At 75.7% G+C, this 15,164-nt stretch carries 13 protein-coding genes; 4 read left to right on the forward strand and 9 right to left on the reverse strand.

Features of this window, described 5'->3' with window-relative positions; genetic code table 11:
• Positions 1-5: 5 nt before the first annotated feature.
• From GOBS_RS16790 to GOBS_RS16805, 4 genes are all read right to left on the reverse strand, one after another.
• Positions 6-902, reverse strand: a complete 897-nt coding sequence (locus GOBS_RS16790) for a pilus assembly protein TadG-related protein (protein WP_012949456.1) — start codon at positions 900-902, stop codon at positions 6-8.
• Between the two features lie 158 nt (positions 903-1,060).
• Complete coding sequence (locus GOBS_RS16795; protein ID WP_012949457.1) at positions 1,061-1,459, reverse strand: TadE/TadG family type IV pilus assembly protein; 399 nt, start codon at positions 1,457-1,459, stop codon at positions 1,061-1,063.
• A gap of 96 nt (positions 1,460-1,555) precedes the next feature.
• Positions 1,556-1,795, reverse strand: a complete 240-nt coding sequence (locus GOBS_RS16800) for a Flp family type IVb pilin (RefSeq protein ID WP_012949458.1) — start codon at positions 1,793-1,795, stop codon at positions 1,556-1,558.
• 203 nt (positions 1,796-1,998) lie between these two features.
• Complete coding sequence (locus GOBS_RS16805; RefSeq protein WP_012949459.1) at positions 1,999-2,670, reverse strand: prepilin peptidase; 672 nt, start codon at positions 2,668-2,670, stop codon at positions 1,999-2,001.
• A 189-nt stretch (positions 2,671-2,859) separates the two neighbouring features.
• Here GOBS_RS16805 and GOBS_RS27625 point away from each other — a divergent pair, with 189 nt between their 5' ends.
• The gene (locus GOBS_RS27625) at positions 2,860-3,153 is read left to right on the forward strand and encodes a hypothetical protein (protein WP_012949460.1); all 294 of its coding nucleotides are present in this window, start codon (positions 2,860-2,862) and stop codon (positions 3,151-3,153) included.
• Between the two features lie 58 nt (positions 3,154-3,211).
• Here GOBS_RS27625 and GOBS_RS16815 read toward each other — a convergent pair whose 3' ends face one another.
• From GOBS_RS16815 to GOBS_RS16835, 5 genes are all read right to left on the reverse strand, one after another.
• Positions 3,212-5,545 carry a lysylphosphatidylglycerol synthase transmembrane domain-containing protein gene (locus GOBS_RS16815; protein WP_041241539.1) on the reverse strand — a complete coding sequence of 778 codons (2,334 nt, stop codon included), beginning with the start codon at positions 5,543-5,545 and terminating at the stop codon, positions 3,212-3,214.
• A gap of 66 nt (positions 5,546-5,611) precedes the next feature.
• Entirely contained in the window at positions 5,612-6,826 is a 1,215-nt protein-coding gene (locus GOBS_RS16820) for an MFS transporter (RefSeq protein WP_012949462.1), read from the reverse strand.
• Positions 6,827-6,917: 91 nt separating this feature from the next.
• Positions 6,918-8,195, reverse strand: a complete 1,278-nt coding sequence (locus GOBS_RS16825; protein WP_166487431.1) for a multidrug effflux MFS transporter — start codon at positions 8,193-8,195, stop codon at positions 6,918-6,920.
• 105 nt (positions 8,196-8,300) lie between these two features.
• Positions 8,301-9,266 (reverse strand): NAD(P)/FAD-dependent oxidoreductase, encoded by a 966-nt coding sequence (locus tag GOBS_RS16830; protein ID WP_012949464.1) that lies wholly within the window; start codon positions 9,264-9,266, stop codon positions 8,301-8,303.
• A 93-nt stretch (positions 9,267-9,359) separates the two neighbouring features.
• Positions 9,360-10,823, reverse strand: coding sequence for a protein adenylyltransferase SelO (locus GOBS_RS16835; protein WP_041242403.1), 1,464 nt, complete (start codon positions 10,821-10,823; stop codon positions 9,360-9,362).
• A 371-nt stretch (positions 10,824-11,194) separates the two neighbouring features.
• On the opposite strand from GOBS_RS16835, the gene GOBS_RS16840 reads away from it, so the two are divergent.
• The 3 genes from GOBS_RS16840 to GOBS_RS16850 all read left to right on the forward strand — a co-directional run bounded on the left by GOBS_RS16840 (position 11,195) and on the right by GOBS_RS16850 (position 14,919).
• Complete coding sequence (locus GOBS_RS16840) at positions 11,195-11,836, forward strand: GAF and ANTAR domain-containing protein (RefSeq protein ID WP_243697525.1); 642 nt, start codon at positions 11,195-11,197, stop codon at positions 11,834-11,836.
• A 222-nt stretch (positions 11,837-12,058) separates the two neighbouring features.
• The gene (locus GOBS_RS25595) at positions 12,059-13,879 is read left to right on the forward strand and encodes a sensor histidine kinase (RefSeq protein WP_012949467.1); all 1,821 of its coding nucleotides are present in this window, start codon (positions 12,059-12,061) and stop codon (positions 13,877-13,879) included.
• Positions 13,880-14,244: 365 nt separating this feature from the next.
• Positions 14,245-14,919: a response regulator gene (locus GOBS_RS16850; RefSeq protein WP_049788347.1), complete on the forward strand. Its 675-nt coding sequence runs from the start codon at positions 14,245-14,247 to the stop codon at positions 14,917-14,919.
• Positions 14,920-15,164 lie beyond the last annotated feature (245 nt).

Below are 15,164 nucleotides of genomic sequence, written 5' to 3' on the forward strand. Positions count from 1 at the left end.
GTCCCCTATCGAACGAGTCGGAGGACCCAGGCACCCAGGGAGGGCGCGCCGGGGCCGTAGGTGAAGGAGTCGCCGGCGTCGACGAAGCGGGTGAAGTAGCCGCGGATGCAGCGGTCCTCGCCCTTGCACGGCTGGCCGGCGTCGTACTGCCCGCCGAAGTGGTAGGCGGTGATCGTGAACGCGGCGTAGCCGTGGACGTGGTACCAGGCGCTGCTGCCGGTGCCGCCCGCCTCGTCGAAGATCGGCAGCAGCACCGTGCGGCCGACCAGCGCGGCCACGTCCTCGGTGTCGCAGCCCTGCGAGGGGTTGTTGCCCGGCTCGGAGGTGAACCGGCCGCCGACCCTCGAGGTGGCCCGGCAGGTGTTCCCCCCGTCGGTGGTCAGCCATCCGAAGCCGCCGGGGACGAACATGTTCGAGGGCCCGGTGCAGCCGGTGTCGGACTTCTTCGGCAGCTCGATGGTGCGCTGGGTGGTGGTCGAGGGCAGGCCGCCGCCGGTCTGGGCCGTGAACTCGCACCAGGAGAAGATCAGCGGCAGCATCGCCGTCCCGGCGTCGGGCGCACCCCAGGCGACGGTCGCGGTCGCCGTCACCTGCGTCGACTCGTGGCCGATGACCGGTGCGAACCAGTGCTCGGTGGGCGTGCTGCCGGTGACCGTGACGCGGACGGGGTCGCTGGCGAGCACCGGCGGGGCGGCGGTGGCGTTGCCGGTGTTGGCGTCGACCAGGTCCTGCGCGGTGGCCCGCATGTCGCCGCAGGCGCCGCGGGCGCAGTCCCGGGCGACCGCGAGGGCCGCGGCATCGGCCGCCGTCTGCAGCCGGGCGCGCTCCGCGTAGAGCGCGCCGACGTCGACGGCGATCGCGGTGAACCCGAGGATCGGCACCAGCAGCAGGGCCAGGAGCACCGCCGAGGCGCCGTGCTCGCCGGTCAGCCGGCGGCGGAGGGCACGGCGGCCAGGCCCTGTCCGGAGGCTCCGGCCCCCTGCACGGTCCCACCGCGAGCTCGCGAGTGGTGGGGGGCAGGGGGTCCTGGTTCGAGGGGTGCGAGGGACGGGGTCCTCCTTCAGCCGTTGCACCGCATGACCCCCGTTCCGGTCAGGTCGATGCGCGCGCCGAAGAAGTCGGTGAGGAACGGCATCGGGTAGTCGACGGTCACCCGCACGTTCTGGGTCGTCGTGCTCGTCATCGGGCAGCCGGTCTGCGGCGTGACGGTGATCTGCGCGTTGGCGACCGCCGGGTCGAGCGTGGGGCTGGCGTCCCGGACGGCGGTGCGCGCCGCGGCCGGGTCGTTCTGCAGGGCCATGACGCGGGCACCCTCGCGGGCGGCGGCGGACAGGGTGCCCTGCACCTGGAACGCGTGCCCGAACTCGGCGATGCCGAGCACCAGGACGAGCAGCAGCGGCACGATCATCGCGAACTCCACGGCACTGGCGCCGTGCTGGTCGCGCAGTCGGGTGCGCACCGGTCCCCCATCTCCTCCGCAGTAGTCGTCGTCCGGGTACGGCGCGGCGCAGCGGCCCCGGGGGACGGGGCCGCTGCGCCGCGGGAGGTGCGCGGGTCAGGTGGCGGGCGTCGTGGTGGTGGCGGTGCCGCCGAGCTTGGCGCCGATGGTGTCGAACAGACCGTCCAGCTTCGTGCCGAGCAGGGCGACGGCGGCGATGATGACGACGGCGATCAGGCCGACCATGAGGCCGTACTCGACGGCGGTGGCGCCCTTCTCCTCACGCTCGAGGCGCTCCTCGGCGAACGAGTAGAGCGTGACGATGGTGGCCAGCGGGTTGCTGATGAGGTTGAGCACGGGGACTCCCTGGAGGACGGTGCCGGCCGGTCCGGGTCGGGGGTGACCCGGCGTCGCAGCACTTGCCAGGGGGTGTCGGGAGAACGGCTTGCCGGCTTGAGCCCCGTTCGCCCGATCGGCCGACACCAGCCACCTGCCCGGGTGGCTCCCGCCGACGGGCGTCACTCCAGGTGACCGCGCTCACACGGTGATCCCCGTGGGCCTCAGGGCAGCAGCGCTGTCCCGCCGATGACGAGGGCGGCGCCGGCGAGCATGGCGGGGCCGAAGGGCAGCTCGCCGCGCAGCCCGATCCGCCGGGTGGCCAGCAGGCCGACCGCGACCACGGCCTGCACGACGAAGCCGGCGAGCGCCCCCAGCACGACCGCCGCCCAGCCGAGCCAGCCCAGGTACAGGCCGAGGAGCGCGGCGAGCTTCACGTCGCCCATGCCCAGGCCGCCGGGTGAGAGGAGGGCGAGCACGAGGTAGACCGCGAACAGCGCTGCGGCGCCCAGCACCGCCCGCAGCAGCGAGACCCAGGCGCCGTCGGCGAGGGCCGGGAGGAGCAGCAGCACCGTCCCCGCCGCCAGCGCCGGCAGCACCACGCGGTTGGGCAGCAGCCGGTGCTGCAGGTCCACGACGGCGAGCAGCACCCCCACGACGGCGAGCAGCAGGAACGCCGGCAGCTCCCAGGTGAGCCCGCTGCGCAGCACGGTGAGCGTCACCAGCAGCGCGGTGACGACCTCGACCACCGGCGGGCGGACGGCGACCGGGCCGGGCCCCAGCAGTTCCCGGGCACCGGAACCCGGCGGCCAGGGGAAACGGCCGGCGGCGCGGTTGACCAGCAGGCCCGCGCCCGCCCCGAAGAGCAGGGCGACGACGGCGAGGGCAGCGAGCACGGGGCGACGATGGCACGGCCGGGCCCGCCGGCGCGGGACCGCCACCGGTTCGGGGACGGCGCGAGCCGCCGCACGCTGTCCGCAGGGACCGTGCGGCCGCGGCCCGTGCGACGGCGGCGCCTTCGACACCTGATCGACCGCACGGGTGCGTCGTCCCACCGGATCGGTGTTTCCGGCACCCTCGCCCGCATGAGCGAGACCGCGCAGGTCGCCCTGGCTGTCGTCTGCTTCTCCGTGGCGCTGGTCGCTCAGGCGACCGGCCTGGCGATGCTGGTCGCAGACGCCCGTCGAACCGGCTCTGCTCTCCGCCGCTGGCGCGACAGCGGCATGGCGGGACGGGAGCGGGAGGCTCCCGTCCGGCTCGCCGAGCTCACCAGCCTGCTGGACTCCCTCATGGGCAACCGGTTCGACCGTGCCGCCGCCGCCGTGCTGCTGCTGGTCGGCGTCGTGACGAGCGCGGTGGGTGGGTTGCTGGCGCTGTGACCGGACCGGGCGGCCGAGACGTCGGGCTCAGTGCACCGTGCTGCTCGGCGCCCACGGATCAGATGTGCTGCCTGCGCTGCAGCGCGAGGAAGGCGAGCCAGCCGAAGGGGGCCGGCAGCCAGAACGTCGCCGTCCGGAACGCGAGCACGGCGGTGAGCGCGGCGGTCACCGGCACGCCGGTCGCCGTCAGGGCGCCGACGAGGGCGGCCTCGACGGCGCCGAGCCCGCCGGGCGTGGGCGCCGCCGACCCGATCGTGGACGCCGCGAGGTAGACGACGACGAGCGTCGGCAGGGACAGCGACGCGGAGAAGGCGCGCAGCGAGGCGTCGAGAGCCAGCACGTAGCCGCCGTTGAGCAGCAGGATGCCGAGCGCGGCCGTCGCGAGGCGGCGTGGCTGGGTCAGTGCGGTGAGCAGCTGGGGCAGCGTCTGGCGCAGCAGCGGCTCGACGCGGCGGTGCAGCAGCCGCCGGGTGGGGGGCAGCAGCGCCACGACGACGAGCACCGCCGTCGCCGCGAGCAGGACGACGAGGACCTCGCCGCTGGGCAACAGCGCCGGGCGGGTTCCCGAGACGCCGCTGACCCAGCTGCACAGCAGCAGCACCGCCACGGTGACGACGACGGTGACGACCTGGCTCACCGCGACGCTGGCCGCGGCGGTCGCCAGCGGGACGCCGGCGCGCTGCAGGTAGCGGATGCCGAGCCCGACGTGCCCGACGGTCGGCGGGGTGACGAGGGTGACGAAGGCGGTCGCGACCTGCACCAGCGTCGTCCGGGCCAGCGGTAGGCCGATGGGCACGAAGGCCTGCAGCGCGAGTGCGGCACCGACGTAGGTGACGGCCGAGCCGAGCACCGCGACGACGAGCCACTCCCAGCGGGCCGCGCCCAGCGTGCTGCCGAGGCTCACCTCGGAGAGCTGGGAGGCCAGCACGTAGGCGGCGAACGTCGCCGCGACCACGGTGACGAGCGTCCGCAGCCGGACGCGCTCGAGCCGCGGCGCCGTCGCGTGGTCCGTCCCGGTCGACCCGGCGAGCTCGGTCCGCAGGTCGCCGACGACGCCGGTCCGGCGCACCGCGTCGCGCAGGGGCGGCGGCAGGACCAGGGGCTGGGTCAGGGCCGCGAGTCGCGCCTCGGCCGCCGGCTCGGACCCGTAGCCCGTCCGCAGCGCGGCCACCGCCTCGTGCACGCCGGCGTGCGCGGCGGCGGTGACCAGCAGCGCCACGACGTCCAGTTCACGCTGCAGGTCGGCGGCCGCGGGTTGGGCGGACTGCCACGCGGTGAAGCCGACCCCGCCGTCCGGCAGCAGGACGACGGAGTCGGGGGTCAGCGCGCCGTGGGACAGCCCGGCCCGGTGCACGCGCCGCAGCGCGGCGAAGGCGGCGGGGAGCCGGGCGGCCGGGTCGCCGTCCGCGGCCGACAGCGGGGTCCCCGACAGCGGCCGGGCCACCGACAGCAGCGCCGGGCCCGCGGACAGCATCGTCAGCACCGCCGGCGCGGGGACGTCGGCCGCGCGGGCGATCCCGGCGCACAACGCCTCCCGCTCGAGCTGCCCGCGCAGCGTCAGCGCGGGCCGGCCGACGACCGAGGACCGCAGCCGCAGCAGCGACAGCGCGCGGCGGGCCAGCGAGACGCCGCGCCGGTCGGGGTCGACGACGGTGACCTCGAGGTCGCCGTCGGGCGAGGAGGCGGCGTAGCGGAGGCTCTCCGGCGGGTGCGGCAGCGGCCGCAGCCCGGTCACCGGGAGACCGGCCGCAGCGAGGACGGCGCGGACCCGCTCCTCGTCGGGGCGGGCGGGGACGACGCCCAGCAGGACCCGCACGGTCAGACCCGCCGCGGCTCCGGCGAGGACGGCGACGGCCCCGCTGAGCAGGGTGAGGCTGCCCAGCGCCAGCGCGCAGAGCAGCGCCGCCCCGAGCGCCACGCGGGCGGGCGCCGACCAGCGCGGGCGTCGCTGCAGGTCGCCGCCGACCAGCAGGCCGACCGCGGCGGCGATCGGGGTCACCGCCGCGTCCTCGGCCGGCCCCAGCAGGTCCTCGCGGCCCAGCAGCCACTCCGCGGCCTCGCCGAGCCCCAGTGCCAGGGCGCAGGCCAGGACGGCGGAGACGGCGGTGAAGCGGCGGTGCCGGAGCGCGTCCAGCAGGACGGCGCCGAGGACCGCCAGCACGCCGAGCGAGGCGATGCCGTTGGCGATCGACAGCAGGGTGCGCGGCAGTCCGCCCAGGACGGCGTCCGCGAGAGCGACCCCGGGAGTGGGGACACCGGGTACCCGCACGGCGAGCAGGACCAGGACGAGCAGCGCAGCGGCCGCGAGCGCCAGCCGGACGGCGTCCGCGGGACGGCGGACCCGGGCGGGCGGCCAGAAGGAGATCCGCCGGCCCGCACCTCCCCCCGCCACGGGGGTCAGTATCGGCACGGCCCGACGGCGCCGCTGCGGCCGGGTCGCGCCCCGCTGGACGAGACGTCAGCGGTGCCGGGCGGCCCGCTCGGGTGGGGATCCCCGAGGGCCCCCCGCAGCCGGCGACGCCGCGCGCGCCGACGCGGACGGTCCGGGCAGCCGCAGGCTGACCAGCAGTGCGAGCAGCGGCAGCGGCAGGAGGGCGGCCAGCGACCACGCCAGGCCGTGTGCGTCGGCCAGCACCCCGAAGAGGGGCGTCACGGCGCCGCCGGCCGAGACGGCCAGGCCGAGGGTGACACCCGAGGCCGTGCCGACCCGGTTGGGGAGCAGCTCCTGCCCGAGGGTGGTCTGCACGGAGAAGGGCAGGTAGAGCCCGACGCCCAGCAGGACGGCGGCGGCGAACGCGACCGGCCAGGACGGGGCGACGACGAGCAGGACGAGACCGGGGACGGCGACCGCGTAGCCCAGCCGGATGGCCGGCACCCGGCCCCACCGGTCGGCGAGCCAGCCGCCGGCCAGGGTGCCGACCGCGCCGACGGCGAGGAACGTGGCCAGCGCCGCGGAACCGGCCGAGGCCGGGACGCCGAAGCGGTCGATGACGTACAGCGCGACCAGGGACGACACCCCGAAGTAGAGGACCGAGCGGATCACCACCAGCCCGGTCAGCCAACCGAACGACCGCCAGTCGTCGTCCCGCTCCGGCGTGCGGCCGGACGCGCTGCCGGAGCGGGGACGGGCGCGGGCCCGGCGGCCGAGCGCCAGCAGCACGGCGGCCGTGACCAGCGCCGGCAGCGCCAGCAGGGGCGTCCCCGCCACGCCGTACGCCAGCAGGACGGGCGTGACCACGACCGGGCCGAGGGCGAGACCGGCGTTGCCGCCGACGGCGAACCAGCTCATCCCCTGCGCGGAGGCGCCGGCAGCAGCGCGGGCCGCCCGGGCCGCGGCGGGGTGGTAGGCGGCCACGCCGAGGCCGGAGAGGGCCACCGCCGCCCACGTCCACCAGTAGGAGTCGCCGAGGCCGGCCAGCCCGATGCCCACCCCGGCGACCAGCAGGCCCACCGCGGGCAGCCAGGTCAGAGGGCGGCGGTCGGCCAGGACGCCGAAGGCCGGCTGCACCACCGACGACAGCACGGTTGCGGCCAGGGTGATCCCGGTCGCTGCGGCGTAGGAGTAGCCCCGTTCGAGCACCAGGAACGGCAGCAGCGCGGGCACCGCCCCCTGGTACAGGTCGTCGACGACGTGGCTGACGGTCAGCAGGCCCAGCCCGCGGCGGTCGACCACGCCCCCGTCCGAGGCCGGTCGGCCGCCCCGGTCCCCACTCCGCACCAGGGAACCGTGGACGCGCGGCCGCCGGTCGTCAACCGGCCGGCGGTCAGTGCGCGGCGGCGGGTGCGGACTCCTCCGGCGCATCGGTCAGCTGCCAGGGCCGGACGACGGTTGCGAGCACGACGATCGCCAGCACCAGCGCGGCGAGGATGACCGTGCCCATCGCCGCGGCGTCGTTGCCCAGCAGGCCGACGACCGGGGACACCGCGGCGCCGACTCCGAACTGCACCGCGCCCAGCAGTGCGGCGGCCGAGCCGGCCGCCTCCCCGTGCCGGGACAGCGCCAGGGCCGGGGCGTTGGGCAGCGCCAGGCCGGAGGCGAAGAGCATCGCCCACAGCGGGACGACGACGCCGGGCAGCCCGCCGGTGCCGGTGAGCGCCAGGGCGAGCAGCACCGCGCCGGAGAGGGCGCCGGCGACGACACCCGCCACGAGCACCTGGGCCGGCGCCCAGCGCTTCAGCACCACCGGGTTGAGCTGGGTGGCCGCGATCAGCCAGACGGCGCCGGCGCCGAACAGCAGCCCGAACTGCTGCTCGTCGAGGCCGTACTGCCGCTGGAAGACGAAGGAGGACCCGGAGACGTAGCTGAACAGCCCGGCCATCGTGAGGCCCGCGACGAGCACCAGGCCGACCAGCGTGCGGTCGCGGAGCAGGCCCCGGTAGGTGTGCAGCGTGCCGGCGACCCCGCGGCTGCTCCGGCGGGACGGCGGCAGCGTCTCGCGCAGGCCGAGCGCGCCGATGGCGAGCAGCAGCAGGCCGTAGACCGCGAGGACGGCGAAGATGCCGCGCCAGCTGGTGAACCGCAGCAGCTCGCCGCCGAGGGTCGGCGCGAGCACCGGCGCGGCCCCGAGCACCAGGAAGAGGCGGGACAGCATCGTGGCCGCCGCCCGCCCGGTGTACAGGTCGCGGACGATCGCCATGGCGACCACCGCGCCGGCCGCGGTGCCCACGCCCTGCAGCACCCGCAGCGCGCCGAGCACCTCGATGGTGGGGGCGACCAGGACCAGCGCGGACGCCACCACGTACAGCGCCGTCCCGGCCAGCAGCGGACCCCGCCGACCGAACGCGTCGGACAGCGGGCCGAGCACCAGCTGCCCGAGGGCCAGGCCGATGAGCGTGCCGGTGAGGGTCAGCTGGACCATCGCCGACGTCGTCCCCAGCTCCGCCGTGATGGTCGGCAGCGCGGGCAGGTACATGTCGATGGTCAGCGGCCCGATGGCGACGAAGGCGCCGAGGAGGAGCGCGAGCAGCGCCCGGCTGGGCGGGGCGGACGAGGTCGTCGGTGCGAGCGGCGCGGCGTCAGCGCGGTCCTGCAGGTCGGTCACGGGGGTCCATTCATCGATGCGGTGGTGCGGGCGGCCCACGCTGGCCAGACCTCAGGGGCCAAGGCCCCACGGCCGCCGTCCATTCCTGGCCGTGACGGACGCCGCTCACACCCCCAGCGGCTCCCGTGCGGCGGCGACCGCGCGGCGGGTGTCCTCGAGGACCAGGTCGTGGTTCACCTGGGCGGCCGCGGCGGCACCCCCCGCCGCTGCGGCACCGACCTGGGCGGCCAGATCGGTGACGTTGCCGGCGACCCAGACCCCGGGGACGTCGCTGCGCCCGGCGGCGTCGGCGGCGAGGTACTCCCCCATCCCCGAGGGGTGCGGCACCGGGGTCAGCCCGAGCCCGGTGAGGAAGCCGGTGCGCGCGACCATCCGCGACTGCACCGCGACCGCTCGGCGCTCGACCACCGTGCCGTCGGCCAGCCGCACGCCGACCAGCCGGTCGCCGGCCAGCTCCAGCCCGGCCACCTCGCCGGTCACGACGGGGATGCCCAGGGCGGCCAGCTGCTCGGCCTGCTCTCCGGCCGGGGCGGGCTGGGTGTGCGCGAAGAGGGTGACGTCGGCGCTGAGCTGCCGGAACAGCAGCGCCTGGTGCACCGCCATCGGCCCGCAGGCCAGCACGCCGATGGCCTGGTCGCGCACCTCCCAGCCGTGGCAGTACGGGCAGTGCAGCACGTCCCGTCCCCACCGCTCGCGCAGCCCGGGGACGTCGGGCAGCTCGTCCACCAACCCGGTGGTGACCTGCAGCCGGCGCGCCCGGGTGGTGCGCCCGTCGGCCAGCCCGACGGTGAACCCGTCGCCGTCACGGGTCGCGGTGGTGACCTCGCCCTCGACCACCGAGCCACCGTAGGAGCGGACCTCGGCCCGGCCGCGCTCCACCAGCTCGCCCGGCGGCATGCCCTCGCGGGCCAGCAGGCCGTGCACACCCGCCGCAGGTGCGTTGCGGGGGGCGCCGGCGTCGAGCACCACGACCGACCGCCGCGAGCGGGCCAGCACCAGTGCCCCGTTCAGCCCTGCGGCGCCCCCGCCGACCACCACGACGTCGTACTCGTCCCTCAGCTCATCGGTCACCGTGACCACCTCCACCGCGACTGTGCGACCGCAGGCTCGGCTATGGCAAGGTTCGTTGCCGGTCTGGCAAGGTCTTGGATCGCCGATCGGGCCTCAGGTGCCGCAGAAGGTCCGGTAGGGGCCGGTGTCCCCCGGCGCGGGGGCCGCGTAGCGCTCGAGTCCCGGCCGCTCCTCGTAGGGACCGGCCAGCACCTCCAGCAGCCGCTGCAGCGGAGCCAGGTCGCCGTCGGTGGCGGCCGTCAGGGCCTCCTCGACGAGGTGGTTCCGCGGGATGTAGACGGGGTTGGTCCGGTCCATCAGCTCGGCGTCCGGCCCGAGGGCGCGCCACCGCTCGAGCCACGCGTCGAACCGCGCGAGGTCCATCACGACGAGACGTGCGGGCTCGGCGTCGCCACGAGCCGCGGCGCCGAGCGCCCGGGAGAACGACGTCAGGTCGACGTGGCTCTCCTGCATCAGGGCGTGCAGGTCCTCGACGAGTGCCGTGGCCACCTCGTCGTCCAGGCCGTCGGGCAGGCCGAGCTTGGCCCGCATGCCTGCCGACCAGGCCGCGTTGTACTGCGGGCGGAACCGCTCGAGCGCCTCGACCGCGAGGGCGACGGCCTGCTCCTGGTCGTCGGAGAAGAGGGGCAGGAGCGTCTCGGCGAAGCGCGCGAGGTTCCACTCGGCCACGATCGGCTGGTTGCCGTAGGCGTAGCGCCCGCCGATGTCGATCGAGCTGTAGACGGTGGCCGGGTCGTACGCGTCCAGGAACGCGCAGGGCCCGTAGTCGATGGTCTCGCCCGAGATGGTCGTGTTGTCGGTGTTCATGACCCCGTGCACGAAGCCGACCAGCATCCACCGGGCGACCAGGGACGCCTGGGCCGCCACGACGGCCTCGAACAGGGCGAGGTACGGCTGCTCGGCGTCCGCCGTGGCGGGGTGGTGCCGGGCGATCGCGTGGTCGGCGAGCCGGCGGAGCAGGTCGACGTCCCCCGTGGCCCGGGCGTACTGGAAGCTGCCGACGCGCAGGTGACTGCTGGCCACCCGGGCCAGGACGGCGCCCGGCAGCAGGGTCTCCCGGCGCACCGGGCGGCCGGTCGCGACCACGGCGAGGGAGCGCGTGGTCGGGATGCCGAGGGCGTGCATCGCCTCGCTGACGACGTACTCGCGCAGCATCGGCCCGACCGCGGCCAGCCCGTCACCGCCCCGCGAGAACGGCGTGCGGCCCGACCCCTTGAGGTGCAGGTCGCGCAGCCGGCCCTCGACGTCGGTCAGTTCGCCGAGCAGCAGCGCCCGGCCGTCGCCGAGACGCGGGACGAACCCGCCGAACTGGTGACCGGCGTAGGCCTGCGCGACCGGCTTCGCGCCGTCGGGCACGGCGGTGCCGACCAGCAGGCGCACGCCGTCGGGGCGGCGCAGCGCACCCGGGTCGAGGCCGAGCTCGGTGGCCAGCGCGTCGTTCAGCACGAGCAGGCGCGGGTCCGGCGCCTCGTCGGCCTGCCACGGGACGGCCATCTCCGGCAGCTCACGGGCGAAGCGGTCGTCGAACGACACGGTCGGTGCGGGGGCGACGCTCACACGGTGGACAGCACGCCCGGTGCCGCTGGTGTTCCCGTGGACCGCCGGCCGGTGGTGGGCGAGCCGGCCGGACACCGGGCACCGTCTCGCGGGCAGGACCTCGGCACCCCGGTGCCCCGTGCACAACAAGGTGGCCGCCACCCGAGTAGCGTGGGACTCGCGCCGGGCCGTCCCCGCTACCTCCGGCGCGGACGGCGAGCACTCGTCACGAGCGGAATCCCGAGTGCGGGCTCCGGGGCTGAGTTCACACCCGTGGTTCGGCGAGCCGGAGAGGGACGCCGATGTCCCCGGAACGACAACCACAGTTTCAGCCATCCAACGTCGGTGAGGTCCTGGAGTACCTGGGCCGGCCGTCAGGACGTGAGCAGCCGATGGAGGGGGCGCTGCAGCGCGTCACCGACCTGGCCAGGACGGTGCTGCCCGGCAACCCCGAGGCCTCGGTCACGCTGGTGGTCCGCGAGCACCCGTCCACCGTCGTGTCCACCGGCCTGCTCGCCGTGGAACTGGACGAGGGCCAGTACGAGCGCGGTCTCGGACCCTGCCTGCACGCCGCCGGGACGGGGCAGATCGCCGACGTCCCCGACACCCGCACCGAGACCCGCTGGCCGGACTACGCGCGGCGCGCCGTCGAGCACGGCACCTTGAGTTCCCTGTCGGTGCCGCTGGCCGTCGACGCGCCGCAGGTGTCGGGAGCGCTCAACCTCTACGCGCAGCGACCGAACGGCTTCGACGAGGTGAGCCGGTCGACCGCCACGCGGTTCGGGCACTACGCCGCGGTCGTCGCCGGGACCCTGTCCCGCTACCGACGCGCCGTGGAGCGGGCGGACCGCCTGGAGACGGCGCTCGCGTCGCGGGCGGTCATCGAGCAGGCCAGGGGCATGCTCATGGAGCGCCACGGGGTGACCGCCGACGGCGCGTTCCGCATCCTGGCCCGGGCGTCGATGCACACCCACAGCACGGTGCGCCGCCTGGCCGAGCACCTCGTCCACACCGGCGAACTCCGCTGCCGGTAGGTCCAGGCCGAGCCGGGGACGGGATCAGCAGCCCCGCGGCTGCGCAGGAGACCGCGGCAGGTGAGCGCCGTCGTCGGACCGGGACGGCGGGCTGTCGCCGGCCACTCGCGCACCCGGTCGCCACCCAACCGCACCGCCTATGATCCTGGCCGCCGGCTCCGCGGGACGACATCGGGAAACCCCGTCGTGCAGCTCGGCCGGCGGCGAGATGCGGGAGGCGACGTGCCGCACCCGACCACCTCGCTGGTCCGGGCGACGACCTGGCTGATGCTGGCGCTCGGCGCGGTCTACGCGATCACCCTCGTGCCGGGGGTGCGCCCGACGCCCGGCTACCGGGCGGGTCTCGACTGGTGGCTCAACATGGCCGTCGACGGCCTCGTCATCCTCGTGGTCCTGCTCCGCGTCCTGGCCGACCGAACGGACCGGGCGGCCTGGCTGCTCATGGCCCTGGGTCTCGTCGCCGCCTTCGCCGGCAGCACCACCTACTTCGCGTACTACCAGCACCTCGACCCGATCCCCAGTCCCTCGTGGGCGGATGCGGGGTGGTTGGTCTTCTACACCCTGCTCGCCATGGGACTGGTGCTGAGGTTGCGCACCCGGGCGCGCAGCATGCCCTCCAGCCTCTCCCTCGACGGGCTGATCGCCGGCCTGACGGCCGCGGCCCTGGCGGAGAACTACGTCGAGGGAGCGGCCGTCCCCCTCGGGGGGGACGACGTCACGCCGCTGACCGCGGCCTACCCGCTCGCCGACCTGATCCTGCTGGCCCTGGCGGTCGCCGCGCTCGCCATGCTCGGGACGGGCGCCGGCTGGTCCTGGTGGCTGCTGTGCGCGTCGTTCGTGACCTTCTTCGTGACCGACACGATCTACGCGGGTCTGGTGGCGGACGACGCCTACGTCGGCGGCGAGCCGGTCGACCTCGGGTGGCTGCTGGCCCGGCTGCTGCTGGCCGGCGCGGCGCTGGCGTCACTGCGCGCGAGGGAGTCGCAGACCGTGGACCTGGAGGGGGTCACCGTCCTGGTCCTCCCCGGCGTCTGCGGCCTCGCCGTCCTCGGGCTGCTCTTCCACGGCAGCGTGTCCGGTCTCAGCCCGGTCGCCGCGGTCCTCGCGCTGGTCGCCGGCGTGCTCATGGTCGGTCGGACGGCCTTGACGTTCCGGGAGCTGCGGGTGCTCACCGAGGCCCGCCAGCGCGCGCTGAGCGAACGCCTCGTCGAGGCCCAGGACGACGAGCGGGCCCGCATCGCCGCCGACGTCCACGACGACTCCGTCCAGGCGCTGGCGGCCGTGGACCTGCGCCTGGGCGCCCTCCGGAACCGGTTGCGCGCCCGCGCACCGGAGGAGGCCGCCGGCGTCGAGACCGTGATGGACGCCGTTCACGGCGCGAGCGTGCGGCTGCGCTCCCTGCTGTTCGAGCTGGAGACGCCGGTCCTCGACGCGTCGCTGACCGACGGGCTGCGCGACGCGGCGGCCCAGGTGTTCGAGGACGGCGACGTCGCGTGGTCGGTCGAGGAGCGCGGGCGGGCACCCCTCCCGCAGCAGGTGCGGGTGTCGGCGTACCGGATCGCCCGCGAGGCGATGGTCAACGCCCGCAAGCACGCACGTGCCCGCCACGTGACCGTGACCGTCGACGCGACCGGTCGGGGCGTGGAGGTGCACGTCGTGGACGACGGCAGGGGGGTCGACGCCACGGCGTCGGCGCGCTCGGGACGCCGGCACTCCGGTGTGGTCGCGATGCGCGACCGGGCGCTGGCGTCGGGCGGGTGGTGGCGGTCCCGGCCTGGACCGGGCGGTGTCGGCACCGCCGTGTCGTTCTTCCTCCCCCTGCCGGGCGCGGGCGTCGCCGGCGACCCGTCGGCGGGTCCCGGGCTGAGGGCCGAGCAGGCGGCGGACGAGGTCGGCCGCGCCGGGCACGCCCACGACGAGGTGGCCCTGCACGCACCGGCGCAGCAGCACGGGGAGGTCGCCGGCGAGGGTCCCCTTGAGCAGGTAGGCGGATCCCCCGGCCGCCAGCACACGCGTCCACGTCGCCGGGTCCGCCTGCGCTGACACCCGGCGACGACGGGCCGACGGGGCAACCCGACCAGTCGCCGGACCAGGTCCGGACCGCCTCCCGGCATCCGCACGTCGGTCAGGACGAGTGCCGCGCGGTGCTCGCGAGCCGCCCTCACCGCGTCGTCGCCGTCGGCCACCTCCGCCACGACACGGAAGCCCGGCTCGTGTGCGAGCAGCCCGGCCACGGCCGACCCGATCCGGGGTCGTCGTCGGCGATCACCACGGTGATCTCGCCGCGGACTGAGGTCACCAGGACCACGCTGGCGCAGGACGCTCCGGTTGTCGTGATGCGTGCGCACCGCCCGTGTAGTGCTCGCGCACCAGACGACCACCCCCTGGATGCGTGTCAGAATCCGAGAGTGATCCGGTCCGGAACTTCCGACGGGCCCTCCCCGGCCTCGGTGCGGATCCTGGTCATCGACGACCACCAGATGTTCGCCGCCAGCCTCGCCCAGGCCCTGCAGTCCGAGCCGGACCTGCTCGTCGTCGGGCAGGGGACGTCGATCGCCGAGGCGCGGAACCTGATGGCGTCGGCCGCTCCCGACGTCGTCCTCCTGGACCACCGCCTGCCAGACGGCGACGGGGTGGGGGCGATCGCCTGGCTGCACGCCATCCGGCCCTCCGCGAAGATCGTGGTGCTGACCGCCACGACCTCCGATCGCGTGCTCGTCGCCGCCATGGAGGCCGGTGCCGCGGGGTTCATCGCCAAGACACAGCGGCTGGACGACGTCATCGAGGGCGTGCGGGCTGCCGCCCAGGGCGAGTCCGTGGTCAACGTCAAACTGCTCACCCGGCTCCTGCCCCGCCTGCACCGGCAGAGCGGCGGCGGCGGGGCCGTGCTGACCGAGCGCGAGCGCGAGATCCTCGACCTGCTGGCCCGGGGGCTGTCCAACGCCGACATCGCCCAGCAGTTGACGATCAGCGTGCACACCGTCCGGAACCACGTGGCGAACCTCTCGGCCAAGCTCGGTGCGCACTCGAAGCTCGAGGTCCTGTCCATCGCCGTCCGGGACGGCCTGGTCGACGGCACCTGACCGCCGTCCGGGTGCCGGACGCAGGCGCTGGTGCGAACACACCGGGCGGTTGGCACGGGCGCACCTGAGCGCGGCTCCGAGGCACGCCCGCGGCTCCTCGGACCTGACGCCCCGTTGAGCTGATCGGGACACCGGAGCGGAGATCGGGCCTGCTGACCGGATCCACGGTGGAGGCCGACAGCGTCCCCAGGACGGAGCCCGGTAGGGGCGCCGTCCTGGCCGTCCTCCCGGCCGGTCCGCCGCCG

It is taken from the genome of Geodermatophilus obscurus DSM 43160 (assembly GCF_000025345.1).
Classification (GTDB): domain Bacteria; phylum Actinomycetota; class Actinomycetes; order Mycobacteriales; family Geodermatophilaceae; genus Geodermatophilus; species Geodermatophilus obscurus.